Below are 14029 nucleotides of genomic sequence, written 5' to 3' on the forward strand. Positions count from 1 at the left end.
TCGTTGCAGGGGGGGCGGTTCTCCGCTCGCGGTGAGGAGCGGCCGAGCCCGCCTATATGCGCAACAGGGACAGGCGTGTCAGGAGGGAGCCGGGTGGGGCGGGCGGCGGGATCGCGCGGAGCGCGTACGCGAGCCGCGCCGTCGGCGGCGGCAGGTCGCGACCGGGCGTGCGCCGTCCGAGGGCGCGGGCCAGCAGAGCCACCCCGATGCCGGCGCCGAGCACGGCCAGGCAGACGGCGGCGGCTCCGGCGCCGTGGGCGGGTGCGGGGTGCGTCGAGTGAGGTGTCGGAGCGGCGGCCCGGTGCTCCGCCGATGCGGCCGCCATGACGTGGTCGGCGTGGGAGACGCGGCTGTCGGTGGTGGCGTGCTCGCCGGGGTGGCCGAGGGCGTGCATGAGCACGATGCCGAAGAGCAGCGCGACGGAGAGCAGGCACCGGCTCATCCAGGCTGTCTTCGGGCGTGCTGCCACGTCGGTCTCCTTCCTCGGTGCGACGCCGACGGGTCGGACGCAGCCGATGATACGGGGTGGGGGTATGAAGCCCGATCCGGCCCGATCAAGAAGGTGCCTGACAACAGGAGGCACGGATGGGGTTTACGGTGCACACTGGGCACGAAATGGCGTCGAGTCCTGCTTGGGGGCCGAAAGAGTGAACGGCGGCAGCGGCGGACGGCGCCTGCCCGGCCGCGGCTCGGCCGGGCAGGACCCGGCGGGAAGCCGCTCGACCAGGGAGAACGCCCGCTTCCGAAGAGGCAGAGGCGTTCTGCCACCGGACAGGTTCACCATGCGCAGCCGACTCGCATGGCTGAATTCCGCCACCACCAGGATCGGCACGACCCTGGACCTGGAGCGCACCGCGCAGGAGCTCGCCGAGTTCACCGTGCCCCGCTTCGCCGACGGGGCGGCCGTGGACATCCTGGAGAGCGTCCTGCGGGGCGACGAGGGCTCCCGGTGGACGGAATCGGGCATCCCCGCCATGCGGGCCACGGCGCTCTGCGCCATCGAGGAACTCACCTCCCTGGAGCCCACACCGGTGGGCGAGACCTTCGTCCATGCCGAGAAGCCGCACGAGACCCTGCTCCACCGGTACTGCCTCCGGCAGCGCAAACCGGTCCTGCTGAGCCGCATGCGCGACGAGGACTTCATCCGCGTCGCGCCGACCGCCAGCGCGGCGGAGAAGATGCGCGCCGCCGGTGTGCACAGCTATCTGGCCGTCCCCCTCATCGCCCGTGGGCTGCTCCTCGGCAGCGCCGACTTCGTGCGCGCCCCGGGCACACCGCCGTTCTCCTCCACCGACCTGGCCCTGGCGGAGCAGCTCGCCTCCAAGGCGGCCGTCTTCATCGACAACGCCCGGCTGTACGGGCGCGAGCGCGAGCACGTCGTCCAGTTGCAGCGCAGCCTGCTGCCGCGGGTGACTCCGGCGACGCCGGGCCTGCTGGTCCACGCCGAGTACGCGCCCGCGGCCGCGCATCACGGCGTGGGCGGCGACTGGTACGACGTGATGGCGCTGCCGGGCGGGCGGACGGCGCTCATGGTGGGCGACGTGATGGGGCACGGGCTGCCGGCCGCCGCCACCATGGGGCGGCTGCGGACCGTCGCCCGCACCCTGATGACCCTGGACACGGCCCCCGAGCGGATCCTGGCGCGGCTCGACCTGGCCACCCGCGACCTGGAGGACGAACAGGTCGCCACCTGCCTCTGCGCCGTGTACGACCCCGCCGACTCCAGCTACACGCTGGCGAGCGCCGGGCATCTGCCGCCCCTGCTCCTCGACGGGCAGGGCGGCGCCTCGTACGTCCCGGTGCCGACCGGCGCGCCGCTGGGGGCGGGAGTGATCCCGTACGACCCGCTGCGGCTGCGCGTCCCGGACGGCGCCCATCTCGTCATGTACACGGACGGCTTGGTGAAGTCGCGCGAGGAGGACGTCGACGCCCAGCTGGACCGGCTGCGGTCTGCGGCGCTGGGCCTCGCTCCCGAGGCGCTGGAGCAGGGCGGTCTCGTGGAGTGCGCTTCGGCCGCCGCCGCCCGCTTCGACGAGGCGGTGCTCCTGGTGACGGCGGACGCCCCGCTGCCGGCCGGCGATCTGCGGGTGTGGCGGCTGCCGCAGGACGGGCGGGCCGCCTCGGTGGCCCGGGGCCTCGTCACCGACCAGCTCGCCGTGTGGGATCTCGAGGAGCTGGCCGACGTCTCCGAGCTCGTCGTCTCCGAGCTGGTCGGCAACGCGCTGCGCTACGGGAACGGCCCGGGCGAGCTGCGGTTGCTGCGCGGGGAGCGGCTCGTCGTGGAGGTCTCGGACACGGGCCCCGACCTGCCGCAGATCCAGCACGCGGACCTCAGCGACGAGGGCGGCCGGGGGCTTCAGCTCATCAACATGCTGTGCCGCAGATGGGGTTCCTGTCGCACCGTCACCGGCAAGGTGGTCTGGGCCGAACAGAACATGCCGTCCTGAGGCGGGAGCGGGCCCCGGGCGGATGCCCGGGGCCCGCTCCCGGTCGTTCACCCCCGAGGGCGGACCGTTCGGCACCTACGCCCTGGTGACGCTCGGACAGGGGTCAGCGCACGGCGAGGGCGACGATCTGGGTGACCGCGTCCTCGGCGAAGTTGTCGTCGCTGACGAGGATCAGCGACCGCTCGCCCGACGGCAGCCTCGGGCCCCACGTCATGCCTTCGGTGTTGTCGACGGTGGAGAGGCCCAGGGTGTCGAAGTCCGCGACGAGCGTCTTGCGCATCGCCACGACCGGCTGCCCCGCGAGGGATTCCCTCGCCTGCACGTCGGTCGCACCGCGCGTGGTGGCGTCGAAGAGGCGGATCTTGTAGCCGGCGCCGGCGACCCAGGTGCGCTCGAGGACGAGGTAGCGGTTCGGGTCGTCGGGGAAGGCGAGGATCGACGGGACGCCGGTGTCCGGGCCCCAGGGGCTGTTCGGGTCGTTCACGGCGAAGATCTTCTCGAGGGGGTACGCGAACTGCCCGAGGACCTTGCCGTCGCGCGTCTGCTTCGTCACGCGGACGAGCGCGCCGTGGTCCACGTCGGGCTCCGGGCCGTCCTGGAGCAGCGGCCCCTCGACGGCGCTGGTCAGCACGCGGCCCCGGTCGCCGAAGGTGATCGCCTCGATCGCCTGGTTCCGGCGCGGCCCGCGCTCCTCCATCGTGATCTCGTAGTTCGACGGCAGCGGCAGCTGCCCGAGGTGGGCGCCGGTGGGGCCGGCGAACTGGATGGACGGCTGGATCACCGGCGGGCCGACCGTCTTGGGCCGGTCGCCCTCCTGCGCCCACCAGTAGTCGCAGGAGCGCGGGTCGACGCGGATCTCCTCCGGGTCGACGGCCTTGCCGTCGCCGACCGTCGGCGCGGGGTAGACCGAGCCGTCAGGCTGGAGGAAGGGGTGGGTACCGGTGAAGTCGACGGCGTGCACGCCGTTCGCGTCGACATCCAGCTTGGCGGTGTAGAAGCGGGCGGGCTGGATGTACGAGCGGTCGTCGCTGATGAACACGTACTCGCCGGTGCAGCGGTCGCGGTCGACGCCGGAGAGGCCGCCGACGGTGGTGCCCTGGAAGTCGAGCTTGTGGGGGACGATCTTCTCGCCGAGCAGACGGGCCTGCGCGGCCCGCACCGGCCGGTGGTCGTGTCCGCCCGGCTGGGCGGCGACGGCCACGGCGGGGGCCAGCGTCGAGGTCAGGAGCAGGGCCGCGGCGAGCGCCCGGCGCGTCAGGGATGAACTCATGCAGTTGATCTTGCCGTCGTCCGCCCCCGCGCCGCAGTCACCCATCCGGGTATTCCTGGCGACACGAGACCGACGGGCCCCGCCGTGACGGCGGGGCCCGAACTGGTCATCGGATCACATCATGTGATGATACGTCAGAGGACGTTGACCCCGGTCCAGGCCGCGGCCACCGTGGCGTACTCGGGGCTGGTCGCGCCGTACAGGTCCTTCGCCGCGTTCAGGGTCGCGGTGCGGGCGCCCTTGTAGTCCGTGGTGGAGGTCATGTAGACGGTCAGCGCCCGGTACCAGATGGCGGAGGCCTTCTGGTTGCCGATGCCGGTGACGGTGGAGCCGTTGTACGTCGGGCTGTTGTACGTGACGCCGTTGATCGTCTTGGTGCCGCTGCCCTCGCTGGCGAGGTAGAACCAGTGGTTGCCGACGCCCGAGGAGTTGTGCACGTCGAGCCTGCCGACGGACTTCGACCAGTAGTCGGCGGAGCGGCCGTCCAGGGAGGGCTTGTCGAAGCGGCGCAGCCACGGCGGGGTGGACTGGTCGCTGAAGAGGTAGTCGGGGGTGTCGATCGGGTTGTTGGCGTACCACTCGACCATCGTGCCGAGGATGTCGCTGGTGGCCTCGTTCAGGCCGCCGGACTCGCCGCTGTAGCGCAGGTTGGCGGTGGCCGAGGTGACGCCGTGGGTCATCTCGTGGCCCATGGTGTCGAGGTCGACCTGCTCGGGGTCGGTGGTGCCGTCGCCGTCGCCGGTCATCATGCAGAAGCAGGCGTCCGACCACTGGGCGTTGTCCCAGTTGGTGCCGACGTGGACGAAGACGGTGGCGCCGCGGCCGTCGTTCTTGATGCCGTTGCGGCCGAAGGTGCTCTTGTAGTAGTCGAAGGTCTTCGCCGTGTTGGCGTGCGCGTCGACGGCGGCGGTGGCGCGGTCGGTGGAGAACTTCTTCCCGTCGCCCCAGACGTTGTCGGCGTCCGTGTACAGCGTGCCGGAGGAGCTGTTCAGGGACGAGGACGAGACGTTGTGCGCGTCCTTGGTGATGTGGCCGCGGACCGGGTCGATCAGGGCGAAGGTGCCGTTGGCCTGCTGGGTGGTGTCGAGGGTGATGTCACCGGTGTACTCGGAGTGGCCGGTGCCGGTCGACTCGCGCTCGGTGTCGTAGTTCTCGATCGCGGCGCCGGTGGTGGCGTCGGTGACGAAGACCTCGCCGTGCGGCTGGCCCTTGTCGCCGAGGCCCTGGACGGTGGTGCGCCAGGCGAGGCGGGGGGTGCCGTCGGCGGCCCACACGACCAGCTCGGGGGTGGACCTGGCGCTGCGCACGAGGCCGTTCGAGCGGTTCAGCGCACCGGCCGAGGCGCCCTTGGCGTCGACCGCCGGGGTGACGGAGCCGAGCGCGACCTTGTGGGCCTTGGCGTGGGTGGAGCCCTTGAGCGAACCGTCGGCCTTCTGGTGGACGACGAAGTCGCCGCCGACGACGGGGAGGCCGCGGTAGGTCCGGTCGAAGCGGACGTGCTGGGTGCCGTCGGCGTCGATGACGACGTCCTTGACCTGGAGCGCCTGGCCGGCCCCGAAGCCGAAGGTGTCGGCGTGGCGGGTCACGTTGGCCTCGGCCCGGGCTATCGCCGTGTCGCGGACGGAGGTGACGCGCTGGGCGGCGTCGGGCTGCGAGTACGCCGGTGCGGCGAGCGTGCCCGTGGTGATGACGGCGGCGGCGACCATCGTGGAGAGGGCCAGCAGAGGACGGGACATGACGGGGTGTTCCTTCGCTCGTCGTGGGGGGTGACGACGTCCTTGGACGTTGACGCGAAGTGTTCACCAGGTGACATGTTCCTGACGTGATCCCATATGGGATATAGCTGCGGAGCTATAGGGGGTGCCGTGCTGCGGCCTGCCCGGCCGCCGGGCCGCAGCCCCCGGGCCCGCCCCGCGGGACCCGTCAGCCGTCCGCGCCGAGCGCGAACTCGGCGCCGCCGTCCTCCCACCAGGCGAGGTACTGCGGCCGCTGCCGTACGAGCGACAGGTACTCCGCGAGGAGACGCCCGCCCACCGCGTCGGCGAGCTCGGGCGGGACGGACTCCGTGTTCCAGGCCAGCTGCAGCCGCCGGTGGAACGGGACGTCCACGAGCGGCCGCTGCACGGTGCCCTGGGCGGGCACGTCGGCGCTCGGCCACACCCCGCAGACGGCGCGCCGCCCGGCGACCAGGAGCTGCGCCACGGACAGGTCCGGCGTCACGTGCGCGATGCGCGGGGTGAACCCCGCCGACTGGCAGGTGAGGTGGAGATAGGCGTGCACCCCGCTCTCGTCGGCCTCCGGCATGACCCACTCCTCGCCGTGGAGGTCTCGCAGGAAGACCCGTTCCTGGCGCGCCAGCGGATGGTCCTCGGCGAGCAGGACGAAGACCGGTTCGCGCAGCAGCGTGCGCGTCGCGACCGACTCGCCGACGGAGAGCGGGAAGCCCGGGAACTCACCGAAGACCGCGATGTCGCATTTCGACTGGCTCAGAGCCTTCACCAGGGTGTGCACGGAACGGCGCGCGTCGATGGTGACCCGGTTCTCCGGGACGAGTTCGAAAAGGGCGGATACGAGCAGCGACACCAGGGGGCCGGCGGTGCCGCCCGCCCGCAGCGGCGCGGTGGTCCCCCGGTCCGTCTCGGCGGCCGATCGCGCGTGCTCGCGCAGCCGGTCGAAGCCGACCACGAGGTCACGTGCGCAGCGCAGGACGTACTGGCCGTTCTCGTTCGGTTTCACCCCGTCGGCGCTGCGGGTGAAGAGGGGGCCGCCCAGTTCCTGCTCTATCCGCTTCAGTTGAGCGCTCGTGGCGGGCTGGGAGAGCTGGAGGCGCGCGGCGGCTTTGCGGATGCTGCCGGCCTCGGCGACGGTGAGCAGGACACGGAGGTGCCGGAACTCGAGGTGCATGTACATTCCCCGCTCAGGGCGGAGGGCCCTTGCGCACCCCCCGTGACCAGCAGTACCAGCTGCCCCGGGGGCATGGTCACCAAGCCTCTGACGGGCCTGTCGGGGCGGCAACCACGGGAGGGCAAAATCTACGTGCCCATGCCAGGCTTTGCAGCGGCACCGCGCGCCCGGGGCCGGGCTGGGTCCGGTCGGGAGCGGCTCGTTAGAGTAGGTGCCATGCCTCGCACCTCTCCCTCGGTCGCGCTCGACGCGATGCTCGCCGGCAACCGGCGTTTCGTCGCCGGTCAGCCGAACCACCCCAACCAGGACGCCGCCCGCCGCGCGCAGCTCGCACCCGGGCAGGAGCCGTTCGCGGTCATCCTCGGGTGCTCCGACTCGCGGCTCGCGGCGGAGATCATCTTCGACCAGGGGCTCGGCGACCTCTTCGTGGTGAGGACCGCCGGGCACGTCCTGGGGGCCGAGGTCCTGGGCAGTGTCGAGTACGCCACGAGCATGCTCGGCTGCCGCCTCGTCGTCGTCCTGGGACACGACTCGTGCGGTGCCGTCGCGGCGGCCCGCACCGCGGTGGAGGACGGACTGCCGGCGGCCGGATTCGTACGGGACGTGGTGGAGCGGGTGACGCCGAGCGTCCTGGCCGCCCGCGCCGCCGGTCTGACCGAGGACGCCGACATCATCGACGAGCACATAAGGCACACCGTGCAGCTGCTCATGGACCGTTCCCGGGTCCTGTCGGAGCAGGTGCGGACGGGCGAGGTGGCGGTCGTGGGACTCGCCTACCAGCTCGCCGAGGGCAATGCCCGCCTCGTGACGTCCCACGGCGTCGAGAGCGCGGAGTGAGCGACCCCATGGCACGGCGTTTCGACTGCTCGGACCCCTCGGCCCGCCGGGCCGGCCTCGACGCGGCGGTGGCCGCCCTCGGACAGGGGCGTCTCGTCGTCCTCCCGACGGACACCGTCTACGGGATCGGCGCCGACGCCTTCGATCCCCGGGCCGTCGCCGGTCTGCTCGCCGCGAAGGGACGGGGCCGTCACAAGCCCTCCCCCGTGCTCGTCGGCTCGAAGGACGCGCTCGACGAGCTGGTCGGGGACCTTCCGCGGACCGCCGAGGACCTGATCGGGGCGTTCTGGCCGGGCGGTCTGACCCTGGTGCTCCGCCACCGGCCCTCGCTCTCCTGGGACCTCGGCGAGACAGGCGGGACGGTGGCCGTGCGGATGCCCGATCACCCCCTGGCGCTCGACCTGCTGGCCGAGGCCGGCCCGATGGCCGTCTCCAGCGCGAACCTCACCGACCGGCCGTCGCCGGAGGACTGCGACGCGGCCTTCGGGATGCTGGGCGACTCCGTGGCCGTGTACCTCGACGGGGGCAGGACCGCGGGTCCGGTGTCCTCCTCGATCGTCGACCTGTCCGGCGACACCCCGGTCCTCGTACGGGAGGGTGTGCTGTCCGCAGCGGAGCTTGCGAAGGTCGTCCCCGGGCTGATCGTGCCCTGACCGTCTTCCCCGTCACCGGCGCCGCCGTCCCCTCCTCCCGGGGGCGGCGGCGCCGTCGTTTCGTCGGGAAGAAGTCCCGTCACCTTCCCGGTGAGCGGGAACCGCCCCCTGCGCCGGGGCGCCTCCCCCTGCCAGGCTCCGACCCGCTGTGGTTCCACCGCCCGCGCCCCGCCCGGGGGAGGGCGGTGCAGCAGGGAGGACGTGACAGATCATGAGGGGCGCGCAGACCATCGCCCGACTCGCGGACTGGGCCGCGGAGCGCTACGGGGATGAGGAGGCCCTCGTCTTCGGCGAGGAGCGCTGGACGTTCGCGGAGCTCCGCGACCGGGTGGACCGGGCGGCACGCGCGGTGATCGCCCAAGGGGTGCGCCCGGGCGACCCGGTCGCCGTGTGGGCGCCCAACAGCGCGCGCTGGGTGGTGGCCGCGCTCGGCGCGGTGGCGGCCGGCGGGGTCCTCGTCCCGGTGAACACCCGCTACAAGGCCGCCGAGGCCGCCGACATCCTGCGCCGCTCGCGCACCCGGCTGCTCTTCACCGAGCACGACTTCCTCGGTACGGACTACCGGGCGCTGCTCGCGGACTCGGGGGAGGAACTCCCGCTCCTGGAGCGGACGGTGGCCCTGCACTCGGCGGACTGGTCACAGTTCCTGTCGGGTGCGGAAGGGGTGACCGGGGAGCAGCGGCTCGCCCGTACCGCCGCCGTGAGCCCGGCCGACACCGCAGACATCCTCTTCACCTCCGGCACCACCGGCCGCCCGAAGGGCGTGCCCACCGCCCACGGCCAGAACCTGCGCGTGTACGACGCCTGGGCCCGCACGGTCACCCTCCGGCGCGGCGACCGGTACCTGCTCGTCAACCCGTTCTTCCACACCTTCGGCTACAAGGCCGGCGTCCTCGCCTGTCTGCTGCACGGGGCGACGATCGTCCCCGAGCAGGTCTTCGACGCCGACGCCGTGCTCGGCCGGATACGCGACGAGCGCATCTCCGTCCTGACCGGCGCTCCGACCGTCTTCACCTCGCTCATCCACCACCCCGAGCGGGAGGCGTACGACCTGAGCTCGATGCGCATGGCGGTCACGGGCGCGGCGAACATCCCCACCACGCTGATCGAGCAGATCAGGACGTGCCTCGGCGCGCGGAGCGTCAACACCGCGTACGGCCTGACCGAGTCGACGGGCGTGGTCGCGATCTGCCCGCCGCACGAGTCCCCGGAGACCCTGGCCCGCACCTCGGGGACGGCCCTGGAGGGGACGGAGCTGCGCATCGACGCCCCGCCCGGGGAGCCGGGCGAGATCCTCACCCGCGGCTACCACGTGATGCACGGCTACCTCGACGACCCCGAGGCCACCGCCCGGGCCGTCGACGCCGACGGCTGGCTGCACACGGGGGACGTCGGGGTGCTCGACGAACGCGGGTTCCTGCGGATCACCGACCGGCTGAAGGACATGTTCGTCGTGGGCGGGTTCAACGTGTACCCGGCGGAGGTGGAGCAGGTGCTGCGCGGCCACCCGGCCGTCCGGGACGCGGCGGTCGTCGGCGCGCCGGACGCGCGGCTCGGGGAGGTCGGCGTCGCGTACTGCGTGCCGGAGGACGGGGCCGTCATCGACGCGGCCGAGCTGACCTCGTACACGCGTGAGCGACTGGCGAACTTCAAGGTGCCGCGCGCCTTCCGCCCGGTGCCGGCGCTGCCGCACAACGCGGCGGGCAAGGTCGACAAGAAGGCGCTGCGGCGGTCGGCGGGGAACACCATCACCATTCGATGAGGAGAGTACGAACGTGAACGACAGCAACACCGAGTCCCCCGACGTCGTCGACGTGGTCGTCGTCGGGGCGGGCGTCACCGGCCTCTACGCGGTGCACAGGCTGCGCGGTCTCGGCCACAGCGTGCGCGGCTTCGAGCGCGGGGACGACGTGGGCGGCGTCTGGTACTGGAACCGCTACCCGGGCGCCCGCTGCGACGTGGAGTCCGTGGACTACTCGTACTCCTTCGACGAGGAGCTCCAGCAGGAGTGGGACTGGAGCGAGAAGTACGCGACGCAGCCGGAGATCGTCCGCTATCTGCGGCATGTGGCCGACCGCTTCGACCTGCGCCGCAGCTACAGCTTCGGCACCTCGGTGCTCTCCGCCGAGCTGGACGAGGAGACGCTGCGCTGGACGGTCCGCACGGACGGCGGCGAGGTGGTGTCGGCCCGGTACTGCGTGTTCGCCGTCGGCTGCCTCTCCAGTACGCACGTACCGGACATCCCGGGCGTCGGGGAGTTCGCCGGCGCCACGTACCACACGGGTGCCTGGCCGCACGAGGGCGTGGACTTCGACGGGCTGCGGGTCGGGGTGATCGGCACCGGGTCCTCCGGCATCCAGGCCGTCCCCCTGATCGCCGAGCAGGCGGCGCACCTCACGGTCTTCCAGCGCAGCGCCAACTTCAGCATCCCCGCGGGCAACGCGCCGCTCGACGAGGAGACCCGCCGTCGGCAGAAGGCCGGCTACGCCGAGCGGCGGCGTCTCTCGCGGCTCAGCGGCGGCGGCTCGCCGCACGCGGCGCACCCGTCGGCGACGTTCGACGTGTCCCCCGAGGAGCGGCGGGCCGCGTTCGAGGAGCGGTGGGAGCTGGGCGGCGTGCTGTACTCCAAGACCTTTCCCGACCAGCTCACCGATCCGGCGGCGAACGAGGCGTCCCGCGCGTTCTGGGAGGAGAAGGTCCGCGCGCTCATCGACGACCCGGCCGTCGCCGACCTGCTCGTGCCCACGGACCATCCGATCGGCACGAAGCGGATCGTCACCGACTCGCACTACTACGAGACGTTCAACCGCGACGACGTGACGCTCGTGAGCCTGCGGGAGAACGCGATCGAGCGGATCGACGCCACCGGGATCGTGCTGGCCGACGGCAGCCGGGTGGAGCTCGACGCGATCGTGTTCGCGACCGGTTTCGACGCGATGACCGGGGCGGTCGACCGGGTGGACGTCCGGGGGCGGGGCGGCCGGAGGCTGAAGGACGTCTGGAGCGGGGGTCCCCGCACCTATCTGGGCCTGGGCGTCGACGGCTTCCCGAACCTGTTCAACCTCACCGGCGCCGGCAGCCCGTCGGTCATGGCGAACGTCGTGCTCTGCGCCGAGCAGCACGGCGACTGGCTCGCCGACTGCCTGCGCCATCTGGACGAGCACGGCTACCGGGCGATCGAGGCCAGCGAGGAGGCCGTCGAGGGATGGGTCGCGCAGTGCCGCGACCGGGCGGCCGCCACGCTGTTCCCGGCGGCGAACTCCTGGTACCTGGGGGCCAACATCCCCGGGAAGCCGCGGGTGTTCATGCCGTTCATCGGCGGCTTCGGGGTGTACGGGGAGATCATCGCGGACGTCGCTGCCTCGGGCTACAAGGGGTTCGCGCTGATAGGCCCCTGACACGCCTGCGCCCCGGGAAGGCGCACCGCCCCCCACCCGACCGGGTGGGGGGCGGTCGTCCGCGTACGCGCCGGTCAGTCCCGGGCGAGGGCCTCGCGCAGGGCGGCGAAGGCGGTCTCGCGGGCCTCGTTCGCCGCGGGCAGGGCGCCCGCCATGGAGAGGAAGCCGTGGAACATCCCGGCGTGGTGGTGGGCGGTCACGGGGACGCCCGCGGCGGTGAGGGCCTCCGCGTACGCCAGGCCGTCGTCCCGCAGCGGGTCGAAGCCGGCGGTGACGACCTGGGCCGGCGGAAGCCCGGACAGGTCGGCGCCCGCCAGCGGGGCCGCGTAGGGGCTGGTGCGGTGCGCCGGGGCCTGCAGATAGCCGTCCCAGTACCAGCGCAGGTGGTCGGCGGTGAGGAAGTAGCCCTGGGCGTTCTCCCGGTGGGAGGGGCGGGAGCGGGTGGGGTCGAGCATCGGGTAGTAGAGCGCCTGGCAGGTGATCCCGGGGCCGCCGCGGTCGCGGGAGAGCAGGGTGAGGACGGTGGCGAGGTTGGCGCCCGCACTGTCCCCGGCGACGGCGATCCGCCGGCCCGGGTACGTCGCCGCCGCCCACAACAGGGCCGTGTAGGCGTCCTCGGGGGCGGCGGGGAAGGGGTGTTCGGGGGCGCGGCGGTAGTCGACGGAGACGACGACCGCCTCCGTGGCCAGGGCGAGGAAGCGGCAGAAGCCGTCGTGGCTGTCGAGGTCGCAGAGGACGAAGCCGCCCCCGTGACAGAACACGATCACGGGGGCGGTCTCGTGGACACCCGGGTCGTAGACGCGGACGGGCACGCCGTCGGCGTCCTCGTCCGTGACGCGGGCGACGGGCGGTGGTGGGACGGCCGGCCCGGGGCGGGCGGCGAAGAAGGCGCGCACCTCGGTGATGTCGGTCATCTCCGTCGCCAGCGGGGGAAAGCCGGCGGTGGCCAGGTCGATGACCGCCTGGACGTCGGGGTCGGGTCGGTTCACGTGTCGGCTCCGTTCGGGGTGAGGAGCGGCATGCGGCCCGCCGACGCGCCGCCGTCCACGGCGAGTTCGGCGCCGGACAGGTAGGAGGAGTCGTCGGAGGCGAGGAAGGCGACGAGGTGCGCGACCTCCTCGGGCTCCCCGACCCGTCCGAGCGGGGCGCCCGGATGCTCCTTGGTGCCGAGGTGGGCGGTCATGGCGGTGGCGATGGCTCCCGGGTGGACGGAGTTGACCCGGATGCCGTCCGGTCCGAGTTCGAGGGCGGCGGTCCGGGTGAGGCCGCGGAGCCCCCATTTCGCCGCTCCGTACGCGCCGTGCCCCCAGATGCCCTGGAGGCCGGCCTGCGAGGAGATGTTCACGATGGAACCGCCGCCGCCCGCCCGCATCGCGCCGGCGACGGCGCGGACGCCGAGGAACGGGCCGATCAGGTTGACGCGGAGGATGGCCTCCAGGCGGGCCGGGTCCTCCTCGGTGATGGGCGAGGTGGAGTAGACGGCGGCGTTGTTGACGAGGACGTCGAGCCGGCCGAAGGCGTCCACGGCGGCGGCCACGGCGGTCGCCCAGGACTCGTCGTCGGTCACGTCGTGGCGTACGAAGCGGGCGGCGGCGCCGAGGGAGGCGGCCGCCGCCTCTCCTTCCGGTTCCAGGACGTCGGTGAGGACGACCTGCGCGCCGAGGGCGGCGAAGAGGCGGGCCTCGGCCTCGCCCATGCCGCGGGCCGCGCCGGTGATCAGTGCGACCTTTCCGGTGAGATCGACGGGCATCAGGGGTTCTCCTCGATCGGTCGGAGGGCCGGGCCGGTCGTCCAGCCGCCGTCGACGGCCAGTTCGGCGCCGGTGACGTACGAGGCGGCGTCCGAGAGCAGGAAGGCGACCGCCCGCGCGATCTCCTGGGGCTCGCCGACCCGGCCCATCGGTGTGTTCGGGTACTTTCCCTCGCCGCGCTCGATGCCCACGTGGGCGGTCATCGGGGTGTGGATCATGCCGGGGTGCACGGAGTTGACGCGGATCCGGTCGGCGCCGAGCTCCACCGCGCCGAGCTTGGTGAGCCCGCGCACGCCCCACTTGGCCGCGCCGTAGCCGGCGGTCCTGGCCAGGCCCATGAGGCCGGCGGCGGAGGAGATGTTGACGATCGAGCCGCCGCCGCTCTTCCGCATCGCGGGGATCACGGCGCGCATGCCGAGGAAGACACCGGTGAGGTCGACGTCGACGACGCGTCGGAACGCCTCGGCCGTCTGCTCCTCCAGGAGGTGCGAACCGCCGGAGATGCCGGCGTTGTTGACCAGGCCGTCCAGCCGGCCGAAGGTGGCGACGGCGAGGTCGACGACCTCGCGCCAGTCGTCCTCCGAGGTGACGTCGTGGCGGACGAACCGGGCGTGCGTGCCGAGCCGCTCCGCCGCGGCCCGTCCCTCCTCCTCCCGGAGGTCGGTGAGGAGGACGCGGGCGCCGGACTCGACGGCGGCCCGGCCGGCCTCCGCGCCGATCCCCCGCGCCCCGCCGGTGATGATCACCGTCCTGCCGCGCAGGTCCGTCAT

Annotated in this window: 12 protein-coding genes; 5 read left to right on the forward strand and 7 right to left on the reverse strand. The window is 72.8% G+C overall.

Features of this window, described 5'->3' with window-relative positions:
• Positions 1–52 precede the first annotated feature (52 nt).
• The gene (locus ACFYX3_RS08965) at positions 53–469 is read right to left on the reverse strand and encodes a DUF6153 family protein (protein WP_389009984.1); all 417 of its coding nucleotides are present in this window, start codon (positions 467–469) and stop codon (positions 53–55) included.
• A gap of 313 nt (positions 470–782) precedes the next feature.
• Between ACFYX3_RS08965 and ACFYX3_RS08970 the strand changes: the two genes are divergently transcribed.
• Positions 783–2447, forward strand: a complete 1665-nt coding sequence (locus tag ACFYX3_RS08970) for a SpoIIE family protein phosphatase (protein ID WP_389009987.1) — start codon at positions 783–785, stop codon at positions 2445–2447.
• A gap of 103 nt (positions 2448–2550) precedes the next feature.
• Here ACFYX3_RS08970 and ACFYX3_RS08975 read toward each other — a convergent pair whose 3' ends face one another.
• The 3 genes from ACFYX3_RS08975 to ACFYX3_RS08985 form a co-directional block, all read right to left on the reverse strand.
• The gene (locus tag ACFYX3_RS08975; protein WP_389009990.1) at positions 2551–3717 is read right to left on the reverse strand and encodes an esterase-like activity of phytase family protein; all 1167 of its coding nucleotides are present in this window, start codon (positions 3715–3717) and stop codon (positions 2551–2553) included.
• 134 nt (positions 3718–3851) lie between these two features.
• Positions 3852–5453, reverse strand: a complete 1602-nt coding sequence (locus tag ACFYX3_RS08980) for a M4 family metallopeptidase (protein WP_389009992.1) — start codon at positions 5451–5453, stop codon at positions 3852–3854.
• A 187-nt stretch (positions 5454–5640) separates the two neighbouring features.
• Positions 5641–6621: a LysR family transcriptional regulator gene (locus ACFYX3_RS08985; RefSeq protein ID WP_389009995.1), complete on the reverse strand. Its 981-nt coding sequence runs from the start codon at positions 6619–6621 to the stop codon at positions 5641–5643.
• A gap of 216 nt (positions 6622–6837) precedes the next feature.
• Between ACFYX3_RS08985 and ACFYX3_RS08990 the strand changes: the two genes are divergently transcribed.
• From ACFYX3_RS08990 to ACFYX3_RS09005, 4 genes are all read left to right on the forward strand, one after another.
• The gene (locus ACFYX3_RS08990) at positions 6838–7458 is read left to right on the forward strand and encodes a carbonic anhydrase (protein ID WP_376594867.1); all 621 of its coding nucleotides are present in this window, start codon (positions 6838–6840) and stop codon (positions 7456–7458) included.
• A gap of 8 nt (positions 7459–7466) precedes the next feature.
• Entirely contained in the window at positions 7467–8111 is a 645-nt protein-coding gene (locus ACFYX3_RS08995; RefSeq protein ID WP_389009998.1) for an L-threonylcarbamoyladenylate synthase, read from the forward strand.
• Between the two features lie 211 nt (positions 8112–8322).
• The gene (locus tag ACFYX3_RS09000; protein ID WP_389010001.1) at positions 8323–9873 is read left to right on the forward strand and encodes a FadD3 family acyl-CoA ligase; all 1551 of its coding nucleotides are present in this window, start codon (positions 8323–8325) and stop codon (positions 9871–9873) included.
• 13 nt (positions 9874–9886) lie between these two features.
• Complete coding sequence (locus ACFYX3_RS09005; RefSeq protein ID WP_389010004.1) at positions 9887–11509, forward strand: flavin-containing monooxygenase; 1623 nt, start codon at positions 9887–9889, stop codon at positions 11507–11509.
• Between the two features lie 74 nt (positions 11510–11583).
• Here ACFYX3_RS09005 and ACFYX3_RS09010 read toward each other — a convergent pair whose 3' ends face one another.
• Genes ACFYX3_RS09010 through ACFYX3_RS09020 form a run of 3 tightly spaced genes read right to left on the reverse strand, consistent with a single transcriptional unit; the run spans position 11584 to position 14029 of the window.
• Positions 11584–12498, reverse strand: coding sequence for an alpha/beta hydrolase (locus tag ACFYX3_RS09010; protein WP_389010007.1), 915 nt, complete (start codon positions 12496–12498; stop codon positions 11584–11586).
• Positions 12495–13259 (reverse strand): glucose 1-dehydrogenase, encoded by a 765-nt coding sequence (locus ACFYX3_RS09015; protein WP_389010010.1) that lies wholly within the window; start codon positions 13257–13259, stop codon positions 12495–12497. The genes ACFYX3_RS09010 and ACFYX3_RS09015 overlap by 4 nt, the downstream gene beginning before the upstream one ends.
• Positions 13259–14029: a glucose 1-dehydrogenase gene (locus ACFYX3_RS09020; RefSeq protein WP_389010013.1), complete on the reverse strand. Its 771-nt coding sequence runs from the start codon at positions 14027–14029 to the stop codon at positions 13259–13261. The genes ACFYX3_RS09015 and ACFYX3_RS09020 overlap by 1 nt, the downstream gene beginning before the upstream one ends.

It is taken from the genome of Streptomyces sp. NPDC002463 (assembly GCF_042889835.1).
Lineage (GTDB): Bacteria > Actinomycetota > Actinomycetes > Streptomycetales > Streptomycetaceae > Streptomyces > Streptomyces nymphaeiformis.

Excerpts from the sequence above, each read along its gene's own strand:
- ACFYX3_RS08970 (WP_389009987.1), top strand. The coding sequence starts at position 783 with ATGCGCAGCCGACTCGCATGGCTGAATTCCGCCACCACCAGGATCGGC.
- ACFYX3_RS08990 (WP_376594867.1), top strand. The coding sequence starts at position 6,838 with ATGCCTCGCACCTCTCCCTCGGTCGCGCTCGACGCGATGCTCGCCGGC.
- ACFYX3_RS09020 (WP_389010013.1), bottom strand. The coding sequence starts at position 14,029 with ATGACGGACCTGCGCGGCAGGACGGTGATCATCACCGGCGGGGCGCGG.
- ACFYX3_RS09000 (WP_389010001.1), top strand. The coding sequence starts at position 8,323 with ATGAGGGGCGCGCAGACCATCGCCCGACTCGCGGACTGGGCCGCGGAG.
- ACFYX3_RS08975 (WP_389009990.1), bottom strand. The coding sequence starts at position 3,717 with ATGAGTTCATCCCTGACGCGCCGGGCGCTCGCCGCGGCCCTGCTCCTG.
- ACFYX3_RS09015 (WP_389010010.1), bottom strand. The coding sequence starts at position 13,259 with ATGCCCGTCGATCTCACCGGAAAGGTCGCACTGATCACCGGCGCGGCC.
- ACFYX3_RS08995 (WP_389009998.1), top strand. The coding sequence starts at position 7,467 with ATGGCACGGCGTTTCGACTGCTCGGACCCCTCGGCCCGCCGGGCCGGC.
- ACFYX3_RS08980 (WP_389009992.1), bottom strand. The coding sequence starts at position 5,453 with ATGTCCCGTCCTCTGCTGGCCCTCTCCACGATGGTCGCCGCCGCCGTC.
- ACFYX3_RS08985 (WP_389009995.1), bottom strand. The coding sequence starts at position 6,621 with ATGCACCTCGAGTTCCGGCACCTCCGTGTCCTGCTCACCGTCGCCGAG.